Origin of the sequence: Pseudomonas sp. (genome assembly GCF_028293835.1) — a bacterium.
Taxonomy (GTDB): Bacteria; Pseudomonadota; Gammaproteobacteria; order Pseudomonadales; family Pseudomonadaceae; genus Aquipseudomonas.
On sequence record NZ_JAQGNX010000066.1, the window covers coordinates 17852 to 43367 of the forward strand.

The 25516-nt window shown below is 56.8% G+C and carries 24 protein-coding genes; 10 read left to right on the forward strand and 14 right to left on the reverse strand.

Annotation, left to right across the window (positions count from 1 at the left end; all coding sequences use genetic code 11):
• Window positions 1-23 precede the first annotated feature (23 nt).
• The 5 genes from JWR17_RS07815 to JWR17_RS07835 form a co-directional block, all read right to left on the reverse strand.
• Window positions 24-2138 (reverse strand): EAL domain-containing protein, encoded by a 2115-nt coding sequence (locus JWR17_RS07815; RefSeq protein WP_299829976.1) that lies wholly within the window; start codon window positions 2136-2138, stop codon window positions 24-26.
• An 8-nt stretch (window positions 2139-2146) separates the two neighbouring features.
• Window positions 2147-2536 carry a response regulator gene (locus JWR17_RS07820; protein WP_299829978.1) on the reverse strand — a complete coding sequence of 130 codons (390 nt, stop codon included), beginning with the start codon at window positions 2534-2536 and terminating at the stop codon, window positions 2147-2149.
• The gene (locus JWR17_RS07825) at window positions 2521-4254 is read right to left on the reverse strand and encodes a PAS domain-containing sensor histidine kinase (RefSeq protein ID WP_299829979.1); all 1734 of its coding nucleotides are present in this window, start codon (window positions 4252-4254) and stop codon (window positions 2521-2523) included. Before JWR17_RS07825 ends, JWR17_RS07820 begins: the two co-directional genes overlap by 16 nt.
• 121 nt (window positions 4255-4375) lie before the next feature.
• Window positions 4376-5332 carry an aldo/keto reductase gene (locus JWR17_RS07830; protein WP_299829981.1) on the reverse strand — a complete coding sequence of 319 codons (957 nt, stop codon included), beginning with the start codon at window positions 5330-5332 and terminating at the stop codon, window positions 4376-4378.
• Window positions 5329-6645 (reverse strand): NTP/NDP exchange transporter, encoded by a 1317-nt coding sequence (locus JWR17_RS07835; protein WP_299829983.1) that lies wholly within the window; start codon window positions 6643-6645, stop codon window positions 5329-5331. The genes JWR17_RS07830 and JWR17_RS07835 overlap by 4 nt, the downstream gene beginning before the upstream one ends.
• 226 nt (window positions 6646-6871) lie before the next feature.
• Here JWR17_RS07835 and JWR17_RS26320 point away from each other — a divergent pair, with 226 nt between their 5' ends.
• Together JWR17_RS26320 and JWR17_RS07840 are read left to right on the forward strand one after the other, a co-directional pair.
• Window positions 6872-6946 carry a hypothetical protein gene (locus tag JWR17_RS26320; protein ID WP_366944134.1) on the forward strand — a complete coding sequence of 25 codons (75 nt, stop codon included), beginning with the start codon at window positions 6872-6874 and terminating at the stop codon, window positions 6944-6946.
• Window positions 6947-7025: 79 nt separating this feature from the next.
• Entirely contained in the window at window positions 7026-7766 is a 741-nt protein-coding gene (locus tag JWR17_RS07840; RefSeq protein ID WP_299829985.1) for a substrate-binding domain-containing protein, read from the forward strand.
• A 110-nt stretch (window positions 7767-7876) separates the two neighbouring features.
• Here JWR17_RS07840 and JWR17_RS07845 read toward each other — a convergent pair whose 3' ends face one another.
• Window positions 7877-8734: an NmrA family NAD(P)-binding protein gene (locus JWR17_RS07845; protein ID WP_299829987.1), complete on the reverse strand. Its 858-nt coding sequence runs from the start codon at window positions 8732-8734 to the stop codon at window positions 7877-7879.
• 115 nt (window positions 8735-8849) lie between these two features.
• Here JWR17_RS07845 and JWR17_RS07850 point away from each other — a divergent pair, with 115 nt between their 5' ends.
• Window positions 8850-9779, forward strand: coding sequence for a LysR family transcriptional regulator (locus JWR17_RS07850; protein WP_299829990.1), 930 nt, complete (start codon window positions 8850-8852; stop codon window positions 9777-9779).
• A 4-nt stretch (window positions 9780-9783) separates the two neighbouring features.
• On the opposite strand, the gene JWR17_RS07855 is transcribed toward JWR17_RS07850, so the two are convergent.
• The 3 genes from JWR17_RS07855 to JWR17_RS07865 all read right to left on the reverse strand — a co-directional run bounded on the left by JWR17_RS07855 (window position 9784) and on the right by JWR17_RS07865 (window position 12058).
• Window positions 9784-10359 (reverse strand): cell wall hydrolase, encoded by a 576-nt coding sequence (locus JWR17_RS07855; protein WP_299829992.1) that lies wholly within the window; start codon window positions 10357-10359, stop codon window positions 9784-9786.
• 122 nt (window positions 10360-10481) lie between these two features.
• Window positions 10482-11618, reverse strand: a complete 1137-nt coding sequence (gene ampC / locus JWR17_RS07860) for a class C beta-lactamase (protein ID WP_299830047.1) — start codon at window positions 11616-11618, stop codon at window positions 10482-10484.
• Window positions 11619-11722: 104 nt separating this feature from the next.
• Window positions 11723-12058 (reverse strand): hypothetical protein, encoded by a 336-nt coding sequence (locus tag JWR17_RS07865; protein WP_299829994.1) that lies wholly within the window; start codon window positions 12056-12058, stop codon window positions 11723-11725.
• Window positions 12059-12353: 295 nt separating this feature from the next.
• Here JWR17_RS07865 and pcsA point away from each other — a divergent pair, with 295 nt between their 5' ends.
• Complete coding sequence (gene pcsA, locus JWR17_RS07870; RefSeq protein ID WP_299829995.1) at window positions 12354-13073, forward strand: phosphatidylcholine synthase; 720 nt, start codon at window positions 12354-12356, stop codon at window positions 13071-13073.
• A 97-nt stretch (window positions 13074-13170) separates the two neighbouring features.
• Here pcsA and JWR17_RS07875 read toward each other — a convergent pair whose 3' ends face one another.
• Entirely contained in the window at window positions 13171-14364 is a 1194-nt protein-coding gene (locus tag JWR17_RS07875) for a XylR family transcriptional regulator (RefSeq protein ID WP_299829997.1), read from the reverse strand.
• A gap of 162 nt (window positions 14365-14526) precedes the next feature.
• Here JWR17_RS07875 and xylA point away from each other — a divergent pair, with 162 nt between their 5' ends.
• The 6 genes from xylA to JWR17_RS07905 all read left to right on the forward strand — a co-directional run bounded on the left by xylA (window position 14527) and on the right by JWR17_RS07905 (window position 21183).
• Window positions 14527-15843, forward strand: coding sequence for a xylose isomerase (gene xylA, locus JWR17_RS07880; protein WP_299829999.1), 1317 nt, complete (start codon window positions 14527-14529; stop codon window positions 15841-15843).
• 69 nt (window positions 15844-15912) lie between these two features.
• Window positions 15913-16914 (forward strand): D-xylose ABC transporter substrate-binding protein, encoded by a 1002-nt coding sequence (gene xylF / locus JWR17_RS07885; protein ID WP_299830001.1) that lies wholly within the window; start codon window positions 15913-15915, stop codon window positions 16912-16914.
• 146 nt (window positions 16915-17060) lie between these two features.
• On the forward strand, window positions 17061-18617 hold the full coding sequence (gene xylG / locus JWR17_RS07890) for a D-xylose ABC transporter ATP-binding protein (protein ID WP_299830003.1): 1557 nt from the start codon (window positions 17061-17063) through the stop codon (window positions 18615-18617).
• Entirely contained in the window at window positions 18618-19754 is a 1137-nt protein-coding gene (locus JWR17_RS07895; protein WP_299830005.1) for a sugar ABC transporter permease, read from the forward strand.
• A gap of 178 nt (window positions 19755-19932) precedes the next feature.
• A complete protein-coding gene (locus JWR17_RS07900; protein WP_299830007.1) occupies window positions 19933-20784 on the forward strand; it encodes a CAP domain-containing protein in 852 nt (283 codons plus the stop codon).
• A gap of 12 nt (window positions 20785-20796) precedes the next feature.
• Window positions 20797-21183, forward strand: coding sequence for an ester cyclase (locus JWR17_RS07905; RefSeq protein ID WP_299830009.1), 387 nt, complete (start codon window positions 20797-20799; stop codon window positions 21181-21183).
• Window positions 21184-21257: 74 nt separating this feature from the next.
• Here JWR17_RS07905 and JWR17_RS07910 read toward each other — a convergent pair whose 3' ends face one another.
• From JWR17_RS07910 to JWR17_RS07925, 4 genes are all read right to left on the reverse strand, one after another.
• Window positions 21258-22598 (reverse strand): Gfo/Idh/MocA family oxidoreductase, encoded by a 1341-nt coding sequence (locus JWR17_RS07910; protein ID WP_299830011.1) that lies wholly within the window; start codon window positions 22596-22598, stop codon window positions 21258-21260.
• 188 nt (window positions 22599-22786) lie between these two features.
• Window positions 22787-23626, reverse strand: a complete 840-nt coding sequence (gene yghU, locus JWR17_RS07915) for a glutathione-dependent disulfide-bond oxidoreductase (protein WP_299830013.1) — start codon at window positions 23624-23626, stop codon at window positions 22787-22789.
• Window positions 23627-23878: 252 nt separating this feature from the next.
• Window positions 23879-24199 (reverse strand): hypothetical protein, encoded by a 321-nt coding sequence (locus tag JWR17_RS07920; protein WP_299830015.1) that lies wholly within the window; start codon window positions 24197-24199, stop codon window positions 23879-23881.
• A gap of 185 nt (window positions 24200-24384) precedes the next feature.
• Window positions 24385-25437 carry an SDR family oxidoreductase gene (locus JWR17_RS07925; RefSeq protein WP_299830016.1) on the reverse strand — a complete coding sequence of 351 codons (1053 nt, stop codon included), beginning with the start codon at window positions 25435-25437 and terminating at the stop codon, window positions 24385-24387.
• Window positions 25438-25516 lie beyond the last annotated feature (79 nt).

A 25516-nucleotide genomic window follows, 5' to 3' on the forward strand; every position in this document is an offset into this window, starting at 1 on the left:
CCATTGCGGGCTTGATCGACGCTCTAGATAAAATGTCGCTGTTCCCGCAGAAGCGTTTCCAACTCATCAAGCGGCAGCGGGCGACTGAATAGATAGCCTTGCCCTTGATCACAGCCATTGGCGATCAGGAATGCCAATTGTTCCGGGGTTTCTATGCCTTCGGCGATCACTTGCAAGCTCAGGCCCCGAGCGAGCTCGATGATCGTCCGGGCGATGGCTGCATCCTGTGGGTTGCTGGTGACTTCTCGGATAAAAGCGATGTCGATCTTCAGTTTATCGATAGGAAACCGACGCAAATACGCCAGGCTCGAGTACCCCGTGCCAAAGTCGTCGATGGAAATCTTGACCCCGATAGCGCGCAATTTTTGCAGACTGGCAATGGTCAGCGCGGTGTTTTCCATCAGCGAGCCTTCCGTCAGTTCAACCTCGAGCCAGAAGGGTTCGATTCCGCTGTCACGGATCGCCTGTTGAATATCAGCGATCAAATCGCCCTCCATGATTTGCCGACCCGACACATTCACCGCCACTTGCAATGGCGCAACACCCGAGCGCTGCCAGCGCGCAATCTGGGCGCATACGTTATCAATTACCCATTTGCCCACGTCGGAGATAAGTCCGAGGTTTTCCAGAATCGGAACAAAGATTGCCGGAGGAACATTGGCATACCCTGTCCGATGCCAACGTATCAGCGCCTCCAACCCACAGACACGGCCGTCACTGAGGCTGATTTTAGGCTGATAAAACAGCTCAAACGCCTGGGTTCGCACCGCTTCACGCAGAGCCGTTTCTATCTCGAGGCGCGCCAACGCCTCGATGTTCATTTGCGAGGTATAAAAACGAAAGGTGTCCCTGCCGACCTGTTTGGCGCGATTCATCGCTGTGTTGGCATGCTTGATCAAATCATGTGCTTGCTCGCCGTCACCCGGATAAAGAGCAATGCCCATACTGGCGCTCATCAGCACGTCATGACCGTCAAGCTGGCACGGCGCGCGCAATACTTGCCGAATGTTGTCGACCAGGCGCTGGATGTCTGCCTGCCCCTCACGGATCATCAAAATCAGGGCAAATTCGTCACCGTCCATACGCCCTAGCGTGTCAGTGACATTAAGGCAGCTGGATAAACGCTGGCCGAGCTCCACCAGCATTTGATCACTGATCAAATGGCCCCAGGTTTCGTTAACCAGTTTGAAATCGTCCAGACTGACAGTCACCACCGCCAGTTGCCAACCGCTGTACACCGCTTCGGTCAGGCCCACCTGCAACGAGGTGTAAAACAAATTGCGGTTGGGCAACCCTGTCAGTGTGTCGTAGCGGGCCATCTTCAGCAGACGCAACTCCGAGTCCTTGCTGTGGGTTATGTCCCGCGCGATGCAGACAATGATCCAGTCATCACCGGTTTTGTAAGCGCGACGATGGACTTCGACGGGAACATGGCTGCCGTTCTTGCACCGGACTCGGGCTTCGATAGGCTCACGGGGGCCATCGCCGGCAATAATCAGGTCGTAGAGCTCTTCCAATTGCTCAATCGAGGAATCGCCCAATTCGGCGAGGCCTACGTGAAGCAGTTCGTCAGGGGTGTAGCCCAGCACCATACAGGCGCTCAGGTTGAACTCGATCAAGCTCATGCTACTGCGACTGATCAAAAATACCGCATCGGCCGAGGCATCCATGGCCGAACGAAACCGCTCTAAATCTAGGGTGCGTTGCAGTAATAGCTTCTCAAGCATCATGTTGTGACTTTTCAGGTAATCGCCTGACGCCTTAAGCCTCAGAAGGTTACGCACCCGCAACCATAACTCGGCGCTTTCCACCGGTTTGCTGAGGTATTCTTCCGCGCCCGCTTCCAGGCCCGTAAGCCGCGCACTGCGTTCGTCGAGGGCCGAGAGCATGATGATTGGGATGTCTGAAGTCGCTTTGTCGGTCTTCAGCGTACTGGCTACTTCGTAGCCATCCATTCCTGGCATCATGATGTCGAGCAGGATCAGATCGGGCGATTGTTGCTCGACGATGGCCAGGGCTTCCTCGCCGGAACTGGCGGTCAGTGTCCGATACCCTTGATTTTGCAACAACACCTGCAGCAGTTTGCGGACCTGAGCTTCATCATCAACGATCAATAAAGTTGCGGGTACTGTGGGCATGACAACGCTCAAATAAGTGGCTGTTGCGGCGGGTTGTTTTCCAGCAGCGTGTCGATTACCCGATAGAGCTCTTTGTAGCGCAGGGGTTTTATGATGTACGCATTGCAGCCGGCCAGGCGAGTTTTTTCCTCGTCTTCTTTCATGGCCATGGCGGTCAGGGCGATCACTGGGATAGCGGCCGTTAGCGCGTCCTGCTTGAGCAGCGAAGTCGCTGCCAAGCCGTCCATTCCCGGTAACTGAATGTCCATCAAAATCAGTTCGGGCTGGCGTTCCCGGGCCATGGTCAGGCCAGTTTCTGCATCAGCCGCACACAGCACGCTGTGGCCGGCATTGATCAACAACAAGCACGCCAGGCGCATATTGGCGTCGTTGTCTTCGACGATCAGGATATTGGCCACAGCGCCTCCTCCGAATCAGATCGACGGATGGGCAACCAGGCCACGAAGCGCGCACCAGAGCCCTTGAGACTGGCCACTGCGACACTTCCACCGTGCAATTCGGTCAATTGTTTGACCATCGCCAGACCCAGCCCCGTGCCTTCAAACTTGCGCGCCAGACTGCTGTCGATCTGGCTGAAGGCTTTGAACAACTTGCTCATGTTGTCCTGGTCAATGCCAATGCCGGTATCGCTGACACTCAGCTCCAGAAACTGCCGGTAGTCGCTGGCTGGAATCGGAAACCCATAGACCGGCCAGTCGCCTTCAATGCGCCCGACCTGGTCATGGGATACCTGACGCACGGCCATGGTCACTGAGCCTTCCCGCTGACTGAACTTCACTGCATTGGACAGCAAGTTATAGACGATTTGCTTGGTCTTGCGCAGGTCGAGTTCGAGGCTGCCGAAGTCAGTTTCGGTTTCCAGTTTTAACTGGATACGCTGCAGCGCCGCTTTCTCCCGGACAATCAGCAAGCTGTTGCTCAACAAGCTCGCCAGTTCCACAGACTCCAGCTCCAGTTCCATCATCCCGGCTTCAACTTTGGACAGATCAAGAATGTCGTTGATCAGCGAGAGCAAGTGCTGGCCGCTGGTAAAAATATCGCTGATGTATTCGCGCTGCGTCTCAGTCATATCGCCCACCATCCCGTCCTTGAGGGCCTCGGAGAAGCCGATCACGGCGTTAAGCGGGGTGCGCAGTTCATGGGACATCGTGGCAAGAAATTCGGACTTCATGTGGCTGGCATGTTCCAGCTCTATGTTTTTCTCTTCCAGGGTGCGCTCGAAGCGTTTGCGCTCGGTGACATCCCGGGCAGCGGCAAACACCCCTTGCAACTTTCGGTCACGGTCGTGAAAGGTCGCAGCGTTGTAGGAAACAACGGTTTCGGTGCCGTTATAGGCCCGCACAGTGAGTTCATAGTCACTGACTTTGTTTTCACTGAGCACTCGTTTGATCGCCGCCTCGGCACGGGCCGGGTCGGTGAAAAAGTTTTTGCACGGCGCGCCGATCAGCTCGTCCCGGGTGCGGCCGGTGAGCGCCATCATCTGTTTGTTAACGTCGGAAATGATGCCTTGGGGGTCTGTCATCATCAGCGCATCGATGTTCGATTCGATCAACGAGCGCGTATAAAACTGTTGATCCCGCAGGCGCTGATCAAGCAAAGCCTGGGTCGCTTCCTCCTGCTTGCGGGCGGTGTTGTCGGTACCAATCAGCAAGTAACCGATAATGGTCTCGGCGCTGTCTCGCAGGGATGTAACCGACACCATGGCCGACAGGCGACTGCCATCCTTGCGGATATAGGTCAGTTCATAAATATCTTCGATGCCCCGGGAAGCCTTGAATACCAGCGCTTCGAAACCCGGCGTGATAGGCGTATTCAGCTCCAGGCTCAGGGCTGCGGCCCGGGTGATCAGCTCGGTAGGGTCGGAAATATCCGCTGGGGTAATCCGGTTGACCACGTCTGCGGACTGGTAACCGAGCATGCGCTCAGCACCGACGTTGAAGATCTGGATGACCCCTTTCTCATCGGTCGCAATACTGGAGAAGTAGGCGCTGTTAAAAATCGCGTCTTGCAGCGCGCCGGTCTTGAGCAACGTCTTCTGTCGGCGAAACTCGACGATCTTTTCCGCGCGAGACTGGGGTTCGGTGGATGGACTGTCTTCTAAATGCTTGTCCATCATATTCCCGTTAACTCGCGAACCTGTGATGAGGATGCCGTGACGCACTTTCAGGGACTGTTGTATCAAGAGAACTTGTGATGGCTAGACCCTAGCAGACTCTGGTGGACTACCTGCGAATAAACTAACCCGCCAACTCAATTAACTGTTGGCGTTGTGCATCATTTAGTATCGGACCGAATCCAGCACCGGCATTTTCCGCCATGTAACGTGGATTTCCCGTGCCGGGAATAACGCAGGTCACTGCCGGATGAGCCAGTAGAAACTTCAGCGCCAGTTGCGCCCAACTGCTGGCCTCTACGTCAGCGGCCCATGCAGGCAGCGGTTTATCTTTCAACCGGGCCAGAAGACCGCCACCGCCGAAGGGCCGGTTACAGATTACCGCCACGCCGCGCTCACGACACAATGGCAGGATGCGTCTCTCGACGTCTCGGTCATCCAATGCATAGTTGATCTGTAAGAAATCCATCGGCTCGGCCTTAAGCACCCCCTCTACCTCGGCATACGCCGACGGCGTGTAATGAGTGATGCCGATGTAACGGATGCGTCCTTGTTCTTTCCACTGTCGCAGTGTCGGCAGATGGGTTTTCCAGTCCAGCAAGTTATGAATCTGCATCAGATCGATGCGCTGGGTTTGCAGTAATTTGAAGGACGCCTCCATTTGCGCGATGCCTTCCTCGCGACCACGGGTCCAGACTTTGGTGGCGAGGAAGGCAGGCCATTGAGGCTGATGAGCAGACAATAATTCCCCGGTGGTTTGTTCTGCGCGACCGTACATGGGGGAGCTGTCAATTACGCTCCCACCCTTTTCGAACAATGCAGTGAGTACGCCGGGCAGTTCTTGATAAGCGGGGCTTGAAGGCGAGACATCAAAGCCGCGATAAGTGCCCAGCCCAACCATGGGCAACGGCTCGGAGCTGGAAGGAATGGCACGAGTGAGCATTTTTTTGCCTCCTGTTTTTAGCGTCGCGGGTGGCAGCAGTGTGGATCCTGCAATGGCTGAATCCAGGGTCAAGGCTGCCGCTACACCGGCTGCCAAGGTGAGAACTTTCCTTCGGGTGAAGCCATCAGATTGAGTCATGAAATGTCCCTCACAGGGTGTTCATGTCCGCTGGCATCTGTCGTCTGGGTCTGGGTCTGGGTCTGGCGTCTGGCCAGCCACAGGCATAACCAGGCCCACAGTCCGGCAAAGGGCACGATAACCACCGCCACAAGTCCGAAGCCCGCACCCAACGCCGTCAAACCTGCCGAAAGCCAGCCGCTGGCAGCGTCTCCGCCACGATAGACCAGGGTTTCGATCACGTTCTTGGCCTTATACTTTTCTTCGCGGCTCACCACCGTCCAAAGCACTTCTCGCGCCGGACGCACGATGGCAAACTCCACAGCACGCCGCAGCCCTTGAGCCAGGGCGACGGTGGTGGGAACGGGCGCCAGCACCATGGCGGCGAATGCCACCACCGTTGCCAGCGGCAGCGTCACAAGCGCGCCACCGACACCGATCATGCGGATCAGCGGCGCGGTCAGTATGAGCTGAAAAATCAAGGTCAGCGCTGACACGATCAGATCGACCACCGCAAAAAATTGCGTCCGACTGCCCACGTCAGCGTAGCTGTTGGCGACAACCCTGGCCTGCTCGAAATAGAGCAAGGTCGCGGCACTGGTGTGCAGCAGCATGATCGACGCCAATCCCAGTAGATACCTTGATCGGAAGATCAACGTTAGCCCTGCCAGTATGCTGCCGCCCATTTTCCGGTCTTCCTGTGCAGGGCCGCCAGAACGCAGCCGGGTTCGGGGTTGAGTGCGCGTCAGCAACGCTCGGTAGCAGCGAACCGCCCCCTCCAACAACACTGCGGCCGCGAGGGTCAGTGCTACCGGACCAAGGGTCTTAGCCATGGTTGCGGCCAACAAGGGGCCGATAAACGTGCCAAGGGTTCCCCCCGCCGCGATGAAGCCAAACAGCCGTTGGCCCTGCTCGCTGGAGAACCGATCCACCAGCACGCTCCAAAAGATCGAGACGATGAACAGGTTATAGATGCTGACCCAAACGAAAAAAACTCGCCCAACGGTCACTGGCGCAATGTGATTGGCGATCAACACACCAAATGCCAGCATCGACACCGAGATCAAGCGATAGATGAACGGCACAAAACGCCTGGCAGGCAACCGCGAAACCAGCGCACCGAACAGCGGAACCATCAACAGCATCACGACGAAGGTTGCCGTGAATAGCCACTGTAATTTATCGGCTCCGCCCTCCAGACCGAGACTGTCTCGCAGCGGCCTTACCAAGTAGTAACTGGCCAACACACAGAAATGAAACGCAAAACCCAGCAACAGCGCCGCTCGCTCCGACGGCAGAGCGTTGTGCATGAACACGCGGCGGACGATCGGCATGGGCGGCCTTCTCCGGAACTGAAATAACCCCAATAACTGAAGGAAGGCTGCGATAAATCGCCAGACTGCCGAAACACTGGACACGATTTTATCGCGAGAATTCAGCCGGCAGTTGGGGTGACGGCCCTGATCGCGAGCAAGCCCGCTCCTTCAGTTTCGGTGTGTGTGCCCCCCCGGCCGCTTCATATACAAAATCGCTCTAATCAAAAAACGCCCAACTCATTGAATCGGGGTTCGTTTAAATGTATTTCCAGACGGAGGCGTTAGCCGGTTAAGGTTGCTGGGCAAGCCGCTGGCGTGATGGCTAAGTCGTGAGTCATTGCGCCGCTGCATTAGGCCCAATCGAAACGGTGTCGACCATGAGATCAACGCGTCTGTTTGTGCTTGTCGCCTGCGCTATTGTCAGTACGGTCAACGCGGGTGATCTCAAAGTACTGACGGCCGGCGCGTTCAAGCCGATTCTGCTAGAGATGGCACCCTCGCTGAAAAAGTCAGCAGGGATCGATTTGATCATCTCTAACGGAACGGCAGGCGAACTGGATAAACGCATTGCCTCTGGGGAGCCGTTTGACGTCGCGGTCGTCACGGATACATTAGCGGCGAAGCTGGAAAGTTCCGGCAAGCTGGCGCAGGGTTCCATCAAGAACGTAGCCAAGGTCGGGATTGGTGTGGCGGTGCCGCTAGGCGCGCCGAAGCCGGATATATCGACCGTCAATAGGTTTAAGCAAACCCTGCTTTCGCAGCAAAGCGTCGCTTACATCAGCCCGTCTTCCGGGGGCTCGTCGGGTGTCTATCTTGATTCATTATTTAAAAGGCTTGGGATTGCCGATGATGTCGCAAAGAAAGCGGTATTGGTTAACGGCGGTCTGGTCGGCAGCAAGCTGGTGGATGGCGAAGCGAGCATTGCCATCCACCAAATCAGCGAACTGCTCGCCGTGAAGGACACCCAATATATAGGGCCATTGCCTGCGCAGATTCAGCGTTATACGACGTACTCGGCAGGGATCGCGAAAAACTCCGGCAGCACCAAGGATGCAGCGGCTTTATTGAAAGCCTTTGCTGATCAGAAGACGTTGAAACTGCTTCAAGACAAAGGGATGGAGTCAGCTACGCCACGGTAAATCGGTTGCCATAAAATCGCAGGAGCTGCCGAAGGCTGCGATAAGGGCCGTAACAGCGCATCGCCAGCGGTGCAGCCAGCCAGGCCAGCAATGCCTCCAAACCAAGCCGTTCAATCCACCCGTTGCAGCAATTCTTGAACCACCGCGTCCAGGCTCGTTACGCCTTTTTCCGGAGTGCCCTCAAATTCAATCCAGCCCTCGTTGAACCCGTCGAGCATCTGAATACGCGGGACCGGGTTGCTCATGCCTTGGGCTACGAATGACGACTCCCAGCCCTCACGCGCAATGGCCTGGGCTTGCACGGGACGTCCCAGCAGTCGAGTAAATGCCCCTGCGACCTGCACCGGGCTGTAGCGCAGCGGCCCCTCGAGTTCGACGACTCGACTGCCACTCCAGGATTGCTGTAACAGCTCGGCGGCCAGTCGGCCAATATCTGCCGTAGCAACCATGGGAATAGTTCGATCAAGCGGCTGCAGATGGCTGGCAATCACGCCGTCGTTCCGGGCGCTGGCAACGTCCCATAGGTAATTTTCCATGAACCAGGCGGCCCGTAAAAAAGCCGAAGGCACCGGCAGTTCGCTCAGGGTGCGCTCCATCAGGCCAAGGGCGCTGAGCAGGTTAGGCTTGGCAGATTGCGCACCGATGGTGGACAGACACACCACTTTGCGTGGGCGACTCGCTTCCAATGCTTGATGCAGGGCGTTGATCGAGGCACGTGCCTCGGCCATGTCGGGCGAAGGGTCGAACACCGGCGGCAACAACACGAACACGGCCTCGGCACCGGTGAAAGCTTCAGCCAGCGCTGCGGCATCGTTCATCTCGGCCACCGCGACTGCGCAGCCCTGACGCGCCCACACCTGACCTTTTTGCGCATCGCGAACTACCGCCCGCACGTTCAGTTGCCGGGCAAGCAACTGACGTGCAACCACCCCGCCGACTTGCCCGGTGATACCGGTGACTACATACATGGAGATTTTCCTTGATTGAAAGCGATGAGTTATCGCCATGAGCCCAGTATGTTGTCGGCGTATTGGTTAATCGATAACATCAAACACAATTCATAGATGACAAAATGGCACTAATATGGCGTTCGACGAAAAGATGCTTAACGGCATGGGCGTATTTACAACCATTGTCGATACCGGCACTTTCGCTGCGGCGGCCGAAGCGCTGGACATGTCACCGCCTGGCGTCAGCCGCTCAATCTCACGGCTGGAGCGTCGCCTGGGTATTCGCCTGTTTGATCGTACTACGCGCTCGGTGACATTGACCGATGAAGGCAGACGTTTTCATCATCAGGTGATGCCCTTGCTGGCAGCACTTGAAGAAGCGTCGACCTCCGCATCGCTGGGGGGAAAAGCGGTACGCGGCCGTTTGCGGGTCAATGTCGACCCACTGTTTTCCAGCATCTTGTTGGGTCCCAGGCTGGACAGTTTTTTAACCGAGCATCCGGAGCTTGAGCTGGATCTGGTCACCCGGGACCGCCTGGGAGACATGGTCGCCGACGGTTTCGACTTGGCGATACGCTTCGGTGAACCACGCCTGGGTAGCCTGGTGGCTCGGACACTTTTTGAGACACGCATCGTTACCGTGGCCTCCCCCACCTACCTCAAACGCCAGGGTTTCCCAACAACTCCCCAGGACCTGCAACACCACGCCTGCATTCAATTTCGCGACCCTGAAACCGGCAAACCGTTCGACTGGCTGTTCCATCAAGGCCAAACGGTGGTGAAGGTTCCTACACGCGGTCAATTGACGGTCAATGATGTACGCACGATGCATGAGGTGTGTCTGAGCGGCTACGGCATTGCCCAGATCATGGCGTTCGGCTCCGAAAGCCTGCTTGCCCACGGGCAACTGGTGGAACTCTTCCCCGACTGGCCGGACGAACGTTTTACGCTGCACGCGTTGTATCCATCGCGCATCCATCCCTCCGCCAAGACCCGGCGATTTCTGGAGTTTATCCAGTCGTTGAGCGAGGCCAGCCAAGAGCGCAGCTTCGGCGGCAACTGAACGACTACTTCGCTTTACCATCACGGGGTTTGTAGAACAGGAATGTGTCAGTTTCGGTGGTCTTGATGTATTCCTTCGCCCAACTCGGGTTGACCTTTTTGTCGTGGAAATACATTGCGCCCCCGGTTCGGTCTTTGATCTGCTGGTTAAGTGCTTTTCGCGCTATATCCTTGGCGATGGTATAGCGGTCGTCTTCCTGCACTTGATCAGAACGCCCATCACACCACCATGAGAACTGACAGGCCTTCTTCTCAGCCCCTTGTTTGACCACTTCGCAGATGGTGCCGGGGAAGCCTTCATGACCGATTCGGTTCAAGATGACGTTGGCAACATCCTCCATGTCTGCCGTGGTCCCGCCTTTGGCTTCCCAGTAAATCGTGCGCGAAAGACAGGTGATCGCATCGTCCACCGGCGCGGCACCGACGGGATCGACCGCCTGCACTTCAGCCTTGGTGATCGTCGCGCTCGGGGGTAAAGGCGCCACGCTTTCCTTGTCGGCCGCTTTTTGTTCCAACACCTGCGCCTTGTCGATGGCGACTTTGGGGGTATCAGCTGCGGTCGCGTGGCCCACGAGCAGCATGGTTGTGAAGCAGACGCTTATCCAAATCCTATTGAGGTGCATGATCGGCCCTGATGACTGAAGCAGAATGTGATTCTACGTCCGCACTGCTGAAGAACTTTTCTTTCCTTTTGTCCGTTTTTTCACTGGCAGCCATCCTCCAATGCACAGAGGACTTGATGCGCCAAGCGGACCCGGGCCTCGTTGGGATAGTTCTTGTTAGCCAATATCACAATGCCGAGCTTTTTCGAGGGAATGAAAGCTACATACGCTCCAAAGCCATTGGTTGTGCCGGTCTTGTTGACCCAAACCGCTTGTTGCGGCGACAGGGGCGGGGTGAGTGCCGCGGCGGCCGTGCTTTCAGAGGTCAGTTTTCCGGCATTACCCTCAATTAACGTATCCAGGCGCACCGGGTAGCTGTACTGCTCCCAAATCAGATCCTGAGTCATTGGCCCGAGCTTGAAGTAGCCGATGTGAGTGTCATTGATCGCTCGCGCAAGTGTGGCGTCGGTCTTGACCAGATTCATGTTCACCTCGATGAAGTGAATCAGGTCTGCTGCACTGGTTTTGACTCCGTAAGCCTCGGCGGCTAACACCCCAGGATTTACTCGGGCGGGAACGTCCTGTTTGGTATAGCCCTGTGCATAGAGCGCCATCTTGCTCGAAGGCACGGTTATATAGCTGTTGTGCATGCCAAGTTTTGCAAAGAGCTGCGCCTCCATGGCTTCATCGAAAGGAGCGTCCAGACTCTTGGCAGCGATCATCCCGAGCAGCCCGACGCTGGGGTTGGCGTAAGTCCTGTAAGTGCCGGGTGCAAATTGCGGCTGCCAGGCCTTGAAATAGCCCATCAATTGCGGGGTGTTCTGCACATTGTCTGGCACCTGAAGAGGGAAGCCCCCTGCGGTGTGGGTTCCCAGGTTGATCAGCGTCACCTCATCGAGCTTGCTGCCCTGAAGCTCAGGGAAGTACTTGCCGGGATGATCAGTCAGTAAAAGTCGACCGCTGGCCTGGGCATAGGTGGCTAGCGTTGCAGTGAACGTCTTGCTGATCGAGCCGATCTCGAACAGGGTATCGCTACGCACCTTTTGTTGGGTGTCCTTCGAGGCCACGCCGTAGCTGTAGAATTTTCGCTGCCCATTCTTGGTAACGGCGATAGCCAGACCGGGAATATTGTATTGCTGCATCAGCGACTGAGCGGCGGCGGGCAGCATTCTGTCGACATCTGGCTGTGCATTGGCCATTGCGAGCGTGCCAACCAGTGTCGTACAGGTCAACAACATCCACTGGATCCAGCGGGTTTGGTTTGAACGCATAGAGACAGTCCATTGACGGTAGAATCGACACGTCAGATCCGAATCACCCAACCTCCGCCCACGGTTGAGCGTCAGATCGGCTTGACGGAAATCACCTCGAAATAGCGGAATTTTTTCTTTTTGGCCTCATTCTTTGCCTCTTGCTCGGCGACGAACGTGCTCAAGGTGTTCGCATCATAAATGAACACCTCTTCCTTGCCTTCGAACTCGGCAGTCACGTGCAACGTCACCCGAAGCTTCGGCGAAAGCGGTTTCGACACAGAGCGGGCTTTGGGCTTGGCTTTAGGCACGGGCAGTTCTATGACGATCTCTGGCTCGGGTATTTCCGCTGGTGGCTCTGGATCGGGCTGGCTCGAAGGGCCGAATAGCGCTTCGCGCATCTCTTCCTCACTCAGTTCTGCGCTCATATACGTTTCGTTCCTCAAATAAGACGCGAATCTTCAACACGTCGGGGCGAGATTACAAGCCCTCATGGTTAGGAAATGTGAAGCTGACACCATGAATTCTAGCTAATCCTTCGCTACCCGGTTGTGGCATAGTCGCCTGAAATGCCTGCAAATGAGCGCAGCGTTGCGACCTGTTGCCAATTGCTCCGGTGAACCTTATCGCCAGATACCCGGTCGATAAATGCAACTAGCTGGTTTTGCCGGTAACCGCTTAGACGGTGGTAACTTGCACGCTTCACTTCTGGAGAACGTCCCCGTGATATCCACTGTACACATCGCCAGGCTCAAAGCCTGGGGCGCCCACGGCTTTACGGCGACGGGCGTGGTCACTGCCTTTTTAGCGACTATCGCGCTATTCGACGGGCAACCACAGGCCTGTCTGTTGTGGTTGGGCGTCGCCCTGATAGTCGATGGGCTGGACGGGGCATTGGCGCGCAAGGTCAATGTTCAATCGGTTCTGCCCAATTTCGATGGGTCTACGTTGGATCTGGTTATTGATTATCTAACCTATGTATTTATTCCGGCGTTGTTCATGTACCGCTACGTGCCGTTGCCCGAGTACACGATGCTGTTAACTGTCTCGCTGATTCTGGTGTCGTCACTGTTTTGTTTCTGCAACGTGAACATGAAGAGCAAGGACAATTATTTCCAAGGATTTCCTGCTGCGTGGAATATCGTCGCGCTGTGCATTTATATCATTTCGCCACCACCTTGGTTGACCTTAGTCACGGTGATCGGATTCGCACTATTGACCGTGAGCCGGATGAAATTCCTGCACCCTTTCCGGGTGCGTCAGTTTATGCCGATCAACATCGCGGTGACATCCGTTTGGCTGCTGTGCAGCCTGTCCCTGGTGGTCAACCATCCGCACATCAACCCGATGGTGATGGGGTTGTGGCTGTTGATGTCAGCATACTTTTTGGGCATCTGCGTGTGGCGCACGCTGGCAGATTGGCTTGATCGCTCGCGGGTGTGATGGACGATGGCAAATACAAAACCTGTCGATGCCAACGTGTTGGCCAAGCGGCTTCATGCGTTGTGTCAGGTTTATTGCCTCGCCAACGCGTTGATATCTACAGATGCGGCATACGTTGGGGCTGTCCCTGTTGATATTCCCGAGGGGTACAGCCGAATTCGCGTTTGAACACCGTATGCAGGTATTGGGCGGACTTGAAGCCGCAGTCATGAGCGATGTCGGCTATGCCGCTCGTGCTTTTATCCAGGCTGGTTGCAGCGGCCGTCAGCTTGAATCGTAGAATTTCATCATGGACGCTGCGGCCCAGTTCACTGCGAAAGTGCGCTTCAAGGGACGAACGCGACACGCCAACATAATTGGCGACCTGGGCGGTCTTGATGCCTTGGCAGGCGTACTGGCGAATAAAATGCAGGGCTTGCATGACATATGGGTGCCCCAACGGCTGATGCAGGCTCGAGGTCTGTACGTTGATCGCTTCTGGCGGCACCAAAATCTGACTACCCGCCGAGGGCATGCCGTGCAGCATCTGATGCAGCAAGCGTGCGGCGGTGCGGCCCATGCTTTCGGTGCCCTGAATCACCGAACTGAGCGGCACCCTAGTCAACGTGCGGGTCAGTGGGTCATTGTCGATACCGATCAACGCAACCTGTTCCGGTACCGGAATACCGGCGGTCAGGCAGGCTTGCAGCAATTGCCGGGCGCGGGCATCGCTGACGGCGATGATGCCGACTGGCTTGGGCAAACTGTGCAGCCAGGCAATCTGCTGCTCGACAGCCGTGTCCCACAGCGGAGCACTGGTCTCCAGGCCACGATATATCTCAACCGGCACGTCATCTCGCTGCAGCAGTCGGCGAAACGCTTTTTCGCGCTCCTGAGCCCAACGATTGGTCTGGGCCTCGGGCAAGCTGAAACAGGCAAAACGAGTCAGTCCGGCTTCGATGAGGTGCTCATACGCCAGTTTGATCAGGGCGAAATTGTCGGTGGCCACGTACGGAATGCGCTTCGGATAAGCCTGCTGGTCTTCATATGAGCCGCCAACCGCCACCACCGGAACATCAATTGCGGACAACGCCTCGCCCATGGTCGGGTCGTCGAAGTCAGCGATGATGCCATCGCCATGCCAGCGTTCAATGCCTTTCAAACGGCAAAGAAAATCCTCTTCAAGGAACAAGTCCCAGGACGCCCTGGTACTGCTCAAGTAATTGCCGATCCCGCTGATAATGCCGCGGTCGTAAATTTTGCTGCCATTGAACAGCAACGCAATGCGGTGTACGGGCGGGACGGTTTTCAAAGTGTTTGCTCCGAGCCAATCGCTACAGACTATGCGCGCATACGCTCGGCCTCAATAGCTAAAATCGAACTCGGGTTTGGTGATTTTCATAATCATCAGGCACAGGGGCATTGCTACTATGAAAACAAGGCTTCTTCCTCTAAAAACAACAAGGAAATCGCAATGCCTTATTTTCCCGCTGTCGAAAAAATTCTTTATGAAGGTCCAAATAGCGACGCGCCCCTAGCCTTTCGTCATTACGATGCCAACAAAATCGTCCTCGGCAAACCCATGCGCGAACACCTGAGAATGGCCGCGTGCTACTGGCACAGCTTCGTCTGGCCGGGCAGCGACATGTTCGGCGTCGGCACCTTCAAACGGCCATGGCAGAAGCCTGCGGACCCGATGGAGATGGCCCGCAGCAAATCCGAAGCGGCGTTCGAGTTTTTCTCCAAGTTGGGCATCGACTACTACAGCTTCCACGACACCGATGTCGCCCCTGAAGGTGCGAGCCTTAAAGAGTACCGCGAGAACTTCGCGCAAATGGTCGATCAGCTCGAACGCCATCAGGAAGAGACCGGTATCCAGCTGTTGTGGGGCACCGCCAATTGCTTCAGCAACCCACGCTTTGCGGCCGGCGCAGCGAGTAACCCGAACCCGGAGGTGTTTGCCTACGCGGCGGCGCAAGTGTTCAGTGCCATGAACGCCACGCTACGCCTCAAAGGTGCCAATTACGTGTTATGGGGCGGTCGCGAAGGCTACGAGACGCTGCTTAACACTGACCTTAAACGGGAGCGCGAACAACTGGGCCGGTTTATGCGGATGGTGGTCGAACATAAATACAAAATCGGCTTCACCGGCGACTTGCTGATTGAACCCAAACCTCAAGAGCCGACCAAGCACCAATACGATTACGACAGTGCCACGGTCTTTGGCTTCCTTCATGAGTTCGGTCTGGAAAAGGAAATAAAGGTCAACATCGAGGCCAACCACGCGACCTTGGCCGGCCACAGCTTTCAGCATGAAATCGCCACCGCGGCGTCTCTTGGTATCTTTGGCAGCATCGACGCCAACCGCGGCGACCCGCAGAACGGCTGGGACACGGACCAATTTCCGAATAGCGTTGAAGAGATGACCCTGGCCACCTATGAAATTCTCAAGGCGGGCGGTTTCACTAACGGCGGCTTCAACTTCGACTCAAAGCTGCGCCGACAGAGTCTGGAGGAAATTGACCTGTTTCATGGTCACGTGGCAGCAATGGATGTACTGGCACTAGCGTTAGAGCGCGCAGCGTCTATGATCCAGAACGACTTGATCGGGCAATTCAAAACACAACGCTACGCTGGCTGGAGTCAGTCCTTCGGGCGCGCTGTACTGGCAGGTGATTTCAGTCTGGAGTCGCTGGCTCAACATGCCTTTAGCAATGGACTCGATCCGCAGCCGGTTAGCGGCCGCCAAGAGATGCTTGAAGGCCTGGTGAATCGATTTACTTATCCATGAATCAGCAGCAATAAAAGGACACCGTTTCCGATCTCGAAGTGCGTCTAAACAACAATAAGAGGACACACCATGAAAAATTTCAAAACTGTCGTGCTCGCCAGTGTTCTGGCATTGCTAGCCAACTCGGCCATGGCCGACGCGGCGCATCCCAAAATCGGTTTCTCCATCGACGACCTGCGCCTTGAGCGATGGGCTCGGGACCGTGATTACTTCACTGCGGCGGCCAAGGATTTGGGGGCAACCGTCTACGTCCAGTCGGCGGATGCCAACGAGCAACGGCAAATTTCGCAGATTGAAAACCTGATTTCCCGTGGCGTTGATGTGATCGTTATCGTGCCGTTCAACGCGACGGTACTCAATAACGTGGTCGCCGAAGCCAAGAAAGCCGGGGTCAAAGTGTTGTCCTACGACCGATTGATCCTGAATGCCGATATCGACGCCTATATTTCCTTCGATAATGAGAAAGTTGGAGAAATGCAGGCCAGTGGCGTGCTGAATGCCCAACCCAAGGGCAACTATTTCCTTCTGGGCGGCGCACCTACCGATAACAACGCGAAAATCCTCCGGGAAGGTCAGATGAAAATTCTGCAACCGGCCATCGACAAAGGCGACATCAAGATTGTCGGGCAGCAATGGGTGAAAGAATGGAACCCTACTGAAGCGCTGAGCATCATCGAAAACGCCTTGACTGCTAACAACAACAAAATCGACGGTATTGTTGCGTCCAACGACGCCACCGCCGGCGGCGCAATCCAGGCCCTGGCCGCGCAAAAACTGGACGGCAAGGTGCCAATCTCCGGCCAGGACGCCGACTTGGCTGCAATCAAACGGGTAGTCGCGGGCACCCAGACCATGACCGTCTACAAGCCGCTAAAACTACTCGCCTCGGAAGCTGCCAAGCTTTCGGTGCAATTGGTGCGCAACGAAAAACCCCAATACAACTCGCAATACGATAACGGCAGCAAAAAGGTCGACAGCATCCTGCTCAAGCCGACCCCGCTGACCAAAGACAACATCAACGTACTGATAGACGACGGGTTCTATACCAAAGCGCAGATCGCCGGAAGTTAAGCAATTCCCTCCGATCAGATCGCATTTTTTCTGTAGGAGCCAACTTGTCGGCGAAAGGTCTGACGTGGGGTTCAGATAATCCCGCTCGCCAACAAGTCGGCTCCTACAGGTTTTGTGTGGATTCACGCTTAGGAACGAACTTCCGTATGTCCAACTATCTGCTGGAAATGAATGGCATCGTTAAAGCCTTCGGTGGCGTCCGGGCGTTGAACGGGATCGACATCAAGGTCAAACCCGGCGAATGTGTGGGGCTGTGCGGCGAAAACGGGGCGGGTAAATCGACCCTGATGAAAGTGCTTTCAGCGGTCTATCCCTATGGCACGTGGGAAGGCGAAATCATTTGGGATGGCAAGCCGCTCACGGCCCACTCTATCGCTGAAACCGAAGCCGCCGGGATCGTCATTATCCACCAGGAGCTGACCCTGGTTCCTGACCTGTCTGTCGCCGAAAACATCTTTATGGGCCACGAATTGACCCTACCGGGCGGGCGCATGAACTACCCGGCGATGATGCACCGCGCCGAAGCCTTGATGCGCGAACTAAAAGTTCCGGACATAAACGTCGCCCTACCCGTCTCGCAATACGGCGGCGGCTATCAGCAACTGATAGAGATCGCCAAGGCGCTGAACAAAAAGGCCCGTTTGCTGATCCTCGACGAACCCTCTTCCTCGTTGACCCGCTCGGAAATCGATGTGCTGTTGGAGATCATCCGCGGGCTCAAAGCCAAGGGCGTCGCCTGCGTCTACATTTCCCACAAGCTTGATGAAGTGTCGGCGATTTGCGACACGGTTTCGGTGATCCGTGATGGCAAACACATCGCCACTACCGCCATGGCCGATATGGATGTCACGCGGATCATCACGCAAATGGTCGGCCGCGAAATCAGCAACCTGTACCCCACCGAAACCCATAGTGTCGGCGAGGTAGTGTTTGAAGCGCGACACTTCACCTGCTATGACGTCGATAACCCCAGACGCAAACGGGTTGACGACATTTCGTTTACCTTGCGGCGCGGCGAAATCCTCGGGATTGCCGGGCTGGTGGGCGCAGGCCGTACCGAACTGGTCTCCGCGTTATTCGGTTCCTATCCCGGTCCATTTGCCGGGGAGGTCTGGCTGGACGGCAAGCAGATCGACACCCGCACCCCGCAAAAATCCATCAAGGCGGGCCTGTGCATGGTCCCGGAAGATCGCAAACGACAGGGCATCGTGCCGGACTTGGCTGTCGGGCAAAACATTACGTTGGCGGTGCTGAATACGTTTTCCCGTCTGACCCGCATCGACGCCGAAGCCGAGTTGGGCAGCGTCCATCGGGAAATCACACGCATGCACTTGAAAACCGCAAATCCATTTCTGCCGATTACCAGCCTGTCCGGGGGCAACCAGCAGAAAGCGGTGTTGGCCAAAATGCTCCTGACCAAGCCCCGGGTGTTAATCCTCGACGAGCCTACGCGCGGGGTCGACGTGGGCGCCAAATATGAAATCTACAAATTGATGGGGGTGCTGGCCGCGCAAGGCGTGTCGATCATCATGGTCTCGTCGGAACTGGCCGAAGTGCTGGGCGTCTCTGACCGCGTGCTGGTGATCGGCGACGGTCAATTGCGCGGCGACTTCATCAATCAGCAATTGACCCAGGAACGGGTGCTCGCCGCCGCGCTCAGCCAGCCGATCGGGCATGACACTATTGATCGGAAATCCGTCTAAATGAACCAGCTCAAACAGCTGTTTACTCGCTACAAAATGCTCGCCCTGTTGATCGCCGTAGTAATTATCTGGCTATTCTTCAGTTGGCAAACCGAAGGCGGTTTCATTACGCCACGCAACCTGTCTAACCTGCTCCGGCAGATGTCCATCACCGGAATTCTCGCCTGCGGCATGGTGCTGGTGATCATCAGTGGCGAAATCGATTTGTCGGTTGGCTCGTTGCTGGGGCTGCTCGGCGGCATAGCGGCGATTCTCGACGTCGTCTACCACCTGCCGCTACCGCTCAACCTCGCCATCGTCGCGCTCTGCGGGCTGCTGATCGGCCTCTGTAATGGCTACATGACCGCGTACTTGCGCATTCCCTCGTTCATCGTCGGCCTCGGCGGCATGCTGGCGTTTCGCGGCGTACTGCTGGGCATTACAGGCGGCACTACGATTGCGCCGGTCTCGGCCGATCTGGTGTACGTCGGCCAAGGTTATTTGCCGCCGCTGGTGGGGGTGATTCTCGGCGTGTTGCTGTTCGGCCTGACCTTGTTCCTGACCTGGCGCCAACGCCACAACCGCGCCCTGCACGGGTTGTCCGTGCCCTCAATGCTGCGCGATACCCTGCGCGTGGTGCTGATCGGCGCGGTGCTGGCAGGCTTCGTCTATACCCTCAATAGCTACGATGGCATTCCCGTCCCCGTATTGCTTCTGCTGACCCTGTTGGGGGTGTTCAGCTACGTCACTAGCCAAACCGTGTTCGGTCGGCGGATTTACTCCGTCGGCAGCAACATGGAAGCCACGCGGCTGTCGGGTATCAATGTACAAGCCATCAAACTGTGGATCTTCGGAATCATGGGCGTGATGTGCGCCCTCGCCGGCCTGGTAAACACCGCCCGACTGGCCGCAGGCTCACCGTCGGCGGGTAACATGGGGGAACTGGACGCCATCGCTGCCTGCTTCATCGGTGGCACCTCCATGCGCGGCGGCTCGGGCACGGTCTACGGCGCCCTCCTCGGCGCCCTGGTGATCACCAGCCTCGATAACGGCATGTCGATGCTCGACGTCGACAGCTACTGGCAAATGATCGTCAAAGGCAGCATTTTGGTGCTGGCGGTATGGGTCGATGTGAGTACGCGGGGTAGCCGACGGTGAGGTGATACCCATCTGTAGGAGCCAACTTGTGGCGAGGGTCCCGCGCGGTGCGTTTGATACACTGCCTCGCCAACACGTTGTCTCCTACAGTGAACTATTCAACCCCTCGGTAAAACCCATTACACCCGGCAAAGCAAAATCGCGCATCATGACGGCAGTCAGCTAGAGGGAAACTTTCATGCGCGTCGTACCGTCCGTTGTCCATGTTGCCGTGTTGTCGCTGGGGTTGTTGTTTGCCGCCGCTGCTGTGGCGAGTGAAGAAACACAGTTGGTCGAGTCGATCAACGCTTACCGGAGTCAGTTGCAGCGCTGTGCCGGTGGGGTCTCCCATGAGCTACCACCGCTGGCGTCTGATCCGCGCCTGATCCTTCCCGCCACCGGGACAGGGGACTTGCAGCAAGCGATGGCGCGTGCGGCCTATCCAATGGTCAATGTGCAGGCCATCAGTTTGAACGGGCCGCGGGATGCGCAGTCGGCCATGCAGACGGTGCAGGAGAGCTTCTGCAAGGTCGTGCTGGACCCGCAATTTGTAGATATCGGCGTAAGCCGCGAAGGACGCGATTGGCGCATCGTGCTGGCGCGTCCGCTGCTAGCGGCAAAACTGGGCACGTCCCAGGCCGAAGGGCAAAAGCTGCTCGAATGGGTAAACGCTGCCCGCGCCCAACCACGCCAATGCGGCCCGCAGTCGTTTGCAGCCACCACGCCGCTGACCTGGAACGCCATACTGGCAACGGCGTCTGACGCTCACAGCCGAGACATGGCCAACAACAACTATTTTGATCACAAAGATCGCGACGACCACACGCCGGGTGACCGGGCTGAACTGGCGGGTTACATCGGTCGCGATATCGGTGAAAACATCGCCGCAGGGCAAGACACTGGACGCAAAGTCGTGGACGGATGGCTCGCCAGTCCAGGGCACTGCGCTAACCTGATGAACCCGCAGTTTCGAGAACTTGGCGCGGCGTACGCAGCCGATCCAAAAAGCGATGCGGGAATTTATTGGACCGCGATGTTTGGCACACCGTGAGGGGCAACTAGCGTGAGTACAACCGACCTTTCCACACTCTACAGAGGCTATATCGCTTGCCTGAATGAACAGAATTGGCCAACGCTGGGGACTTTTGTTCATGAAGATGTGCATTACAACGACAAGAGAATCGGGCTGTCCGGTTACCGCGAGATGCTGGAAAGAGACTTCCGTCAGATCCCGGACCTGCACTTCAACATTCAGCTTCTGGTGGCTGGCTCGCACCTTATAGCCAGCCGTTTGAACTTTGATTGCACACCTCAGGGTACGTTCCTGGACCTTCCTGTGAACGGCAAGAAGGTTCGTTTCACCGAGAATGTGTTTTATCAATGGCGAGACGGCAAGATAGAACAGGTATGGTCGGTGATAGATAAGGCGGCTGTCGAGGCTCAGCTATAGCCGCTCCATCGGACACAAAATTTCGCGCACCGGATCGCCCATTCGCCGTTGTTCATTCCGTGAATTTACGCGAGCTATGGCTTTGTTGGCTCCGTACCGCGAAAAGCATCCAACCCTTTGACCGGCGCCAGTTCTACAGCCCTGCCGGTGCGTGCCGACTCATAAATTGCCTCCATAATGCGCTGGTCCTGCAGCCCCTCCTCGCCTGGCGTCCAAGGTTGTTTGCCCCCCGCGACGCATTCGGCAAAGTGGTCCATTTCCAGTGCGAACTGATTTTTCTCTTGAGGCGTGATTTGTTCGATGCCGGGAGCCATAAACTCATCGGTGTCCTCGGCCATACGACTGCGCTTGAGTTGCAGGCCGTTGTAGCCGAACGCCGGGTCCATGTTTGCCCAGCCCTTTTCACCCAACACGCGGTACTGCCTGGAAGTGAATCCGGCGTAGCTGGCCGTACACTGCGCGCGGACACCGCCGGGAAAGCGCATCTGCCACAGTATCGCCTCCTCGACTTCAGCAAAGCGCGCGTCGCCTTCAGTGCTGTACTGAGTGGCCAACACCTCGATCGGTTCCTCGCCGAGTAAAAAGCGAGCGGTGTTCAGGCAATAAAGGCCGATGTCCGGCAGCGCCCCGCCGCCAGCCAGCGCTTTGATGTGGCGCCACTGGCGGATATTTTCCTTCGATTGGTTTTGACAGTTGGCCATGGTAATGAGCTTGATTTTGCCCAACACCGAACCCCCGCGAGCCCAGTCTTTGACCTGACGGTTTAGCGGCTCGTACTGGATGCGGTAGGCGATCATCAACAATCGCCCAGCCGCCTTGCAGGCATCAATCATCACCTGGCAATCAGCCACCGACGTGGCCATGGGTTTCTCACACAGCACATGCTTGCCGGCTTTGGCCGCCCGTTCGGTGAACGCCTTGTGCAATGCGTTGGGCAATACGATGTATACCGCCTGTACGTCAGGGTTATTGCGTATCTGGTCAAAGGTTTGGTAGTCATAGAGGCTGGTTTCGGGCACGTCATACATCGCTGCCACTTGCCGCGCTTTGGCTGGATCACCGCTGACCAACGCGGTAACCCGGCAGCGCTTGCTGTTCGCCAGCGCGGGCAGAATTTCCTCAAGACTCAACCGGCCAAGGCCAACGATGGCCAGCCCAAGGCGGCTATCCTTGCCCAGCTGCACCGGCATCCGTGACTTTTCGCTCTTGTCCTCCTGCATGGGCGGCAGGCTAATCGCCGCGGGCAAGTCCTTGGCAGGCGCAACATGGCTGTCACCCGCCGCTGGCGTCGCCCCCGCCTGAGCCCACGCCGACTGGCCGCCTAATCCGAGAATCCCGGCGGTGGCCACGGCCGAACCCGTCAGGCGCAAAAAGCGGCGGCGGTCTGGGGAGGAAGCGTCGGTGTGCATGTCCATCTAAAGCCCTCCGGGGCGAGAAGTACTTCTTAGGAAGCGCTGCGCACGGGGGGGTTCAGTGTAATTTACTAGGCGGAAGGTTCTTTAACGGGTAGGCAGGTTATTGCGCAGCTTTAAATCCATTACAGCCGCTGACCACGCCAATGCGCTCACCGTCCATTGCTGAACGGCGGCATGCACTTTTGCACTCAGCTTAGGTCCGCTGCCTGATGCCGCTCCGGCACTTGGCTCGCCTCATCGCCCCAGGTCCGGTTGACTCGCTGCCCACGGGCCACCGCAGGCCGGTTGGCAACCTCCTCTGCCCAGCGCTGTACGTGGGCATATCCTTGCACGGCGAGGAACTCCGCGGCCGAGTACAGGTTGCCCCGCACCAGTTGGCCGTACCATGGCCAGACTGCGATGTCGGCGATGGTGTAGCTGTCGCCCGCCAAATAGCGGCTCTCCCCCAGGCGACGGTCAAGGACATCCAACTGACGTTTAGCTTCCATGGTGAAGCGGTTGATCGGGTACTCGAGCTTGTCAGGCGCATAGGCGTAGAAATGCCCAAAGCCACCGCCCAGATACGGCGCCGCCCCCATTTGCCAGAACAGCCAGTTCAGGGTTTCCGTACGCCCAGCCGGATCGGTCGGCAGGAAGCGACCGAACTTCTCGGCCAGGTAAAGCAGGATCGAGCCCGACTCAAACACCCGGATAGCCGGCACCACGCTGCGGTCTAGCAGAGCGGGGATTTTCGAGTTGGGGTTGACCTCGACAAAGCCGCTGGAGAACTGATCGCCTTCGTTAATGCGGATCAGCCATGCATCGTACTCGGCGTCGGTGTGCCCCAGCGCCAGCAACTCCTCAAGCAAGATAGTGACCTTCACACCATTGGGCGTCGCCAATGAGTAGAGTTGCAGCGGGTGTTTGCCTACCGGAAGGACCTTGTCGTGGGTCGGTCCGGCGGTGGGCCGGTTGATGCTGGCGAATTGGCCACCAGACGGCGCTTCGTACTGCCAGACCGTGGGGGGAACGTAGGATGCTTCGCTCATTGGACAAGCCTCTTAATTGATCGCTGCGATCACGCGGACCGCTAAAGGACAATGCTTTCGGGTCACCATGATGAGACTGACCATCTGGGAAGGCAGTTTAGGCAACTCGCTATTCGAACTCAACGACGCAAATTGGATAGATTCTGATGCCGGCATCGCCTGGGTTGAAAGGCTGCTGCGGCTTCAATGACGCCTCTCGCGATTGAAGAAGCGCTGGACGGTGTAAACGTGGTGCGGACGGAAAAGGCGACCCTATGAACCCCCGCCCGAACTGCCCGAGCCTTTGCTTTTGTTGCCATTGGCGGTGCCATTGCTCATGGAGCCGCTGCTCGCTGCGCTGTCGGGATTCGTCGCCGTGCCGCTGACGCTAGAGTCATCGGGCACGCCCTGGCGGCCGGGATCGCTGCCTTGGGTTCTGGGGTCCGCACCATTCTGCGGTTGGGCGCTGTTTAAACTCGGACCAGCACTGGGTGTTGCAGGGTTGCTGTCTGGAGCTGTCGCCCCGGCAAAGGTCGCGAGCGACGCACCCCATAGCATTCCGGCGAGAACGAACCTGATTAATGTCGTTTTCATCGAGGATATCTCCATGATAAAAAAAGCTGCACGTCAACTTGGTCTGCTGAAGCGGCCCTGAGGTGCCCAGCGGACGACAAGCGGCGCGAAGCATTCGTATAGCTCAGGGCCACAACCTGTAACACCACCGAACCGCTCTGGTTTCAGCGAACCTGTCTCGTAACCATTGGCGTTGAACTTCCCGATTAAAGAGCCGGAATAAACCCCTTGTCTCCAAGCCCCTTCAACGCGTCAATCATCATCTTTTCGTTGTTAACGACCTCGGTGAACCCGGCCCGCCGGATCTTGTTCATGTCAGAAATCATGTCGAATTCTGTGTTGAAGATAAAATCGCCGAACGGCCAGCCAACCAGTTGTTCAAAGGGCAACGTATTCAAGTAGTGTGCAGCGGCCAGTTTTTCCCAATCTTTAGCTTTTCCGGGCATATGCCTGGCCAGTGAAAACGGCTGTGGGGAGGCGACCTGCATATCCAGCGCTTCGGCGACCTTGCTCCAGATACGCTCCCAACGGAAAGGCTCGCCTACCAGATTAAACGCCTCGTTTCGCGCATTAGGGGCCAGTGCCGCCCACAGGCTTGCCCGTGCGAGCCAATGGGCATCCGTCAGTTGAGCGACCACTTCGCGATAGGTACACATGGAACCCGGGAACCGAAGAGGTACACCCGCCTGTTTGCTCAAAGCGGCGAAAACACCAATGACCATCGCGATGTTCATGGGATTACCGGCAATGTCACCAACCACTACGTCAGGCCGCAGGATGCTCCAATCGAGGCCGTCGCTGGCTTGGCGTTCCCGGAGCAAATCCTCCTGGGCATAGTAAAAGTTTGGCGCCACGTGACGAGGGTCATTCTCGTAAAACGGCGCTACGCCAGCACCCAGATGGACGCCATACACCTTGGCGCCCTGGTAATGGACAACCCGTTGCAGGGGTGCGCCGGCGGCCTTCAAACCGTCCAGAACGTTGCGCAACATGTCGGTGTTGATCTCTGACTCACGCGCCAGATCAGGGTCAGTTTTCAGCGCGGCGTAGAAGACATGGGTGGTATCCCTGGCAGCCATGAGGCCGGCCTTGGTTGCCTCAGCGTCAAGCAAATCGCAGTCGATGGTCTCAACGCCCACCACTGATGCTTTGCGTAAAGCCCGAACTGTCCAGTCCGGCGCTGCGAACAGTGTCTCTACCAATGCGCTGCCGATAATCCCGCTGGACCCGACGACGAGTGCTACATAGTTGTGGCTCACGAATAAATCCTCGAATTAGTTGAATGAACCAAGCTCAGGCAATGCCACCGCCACCCTCTACATGAAGGACCGTATAAGA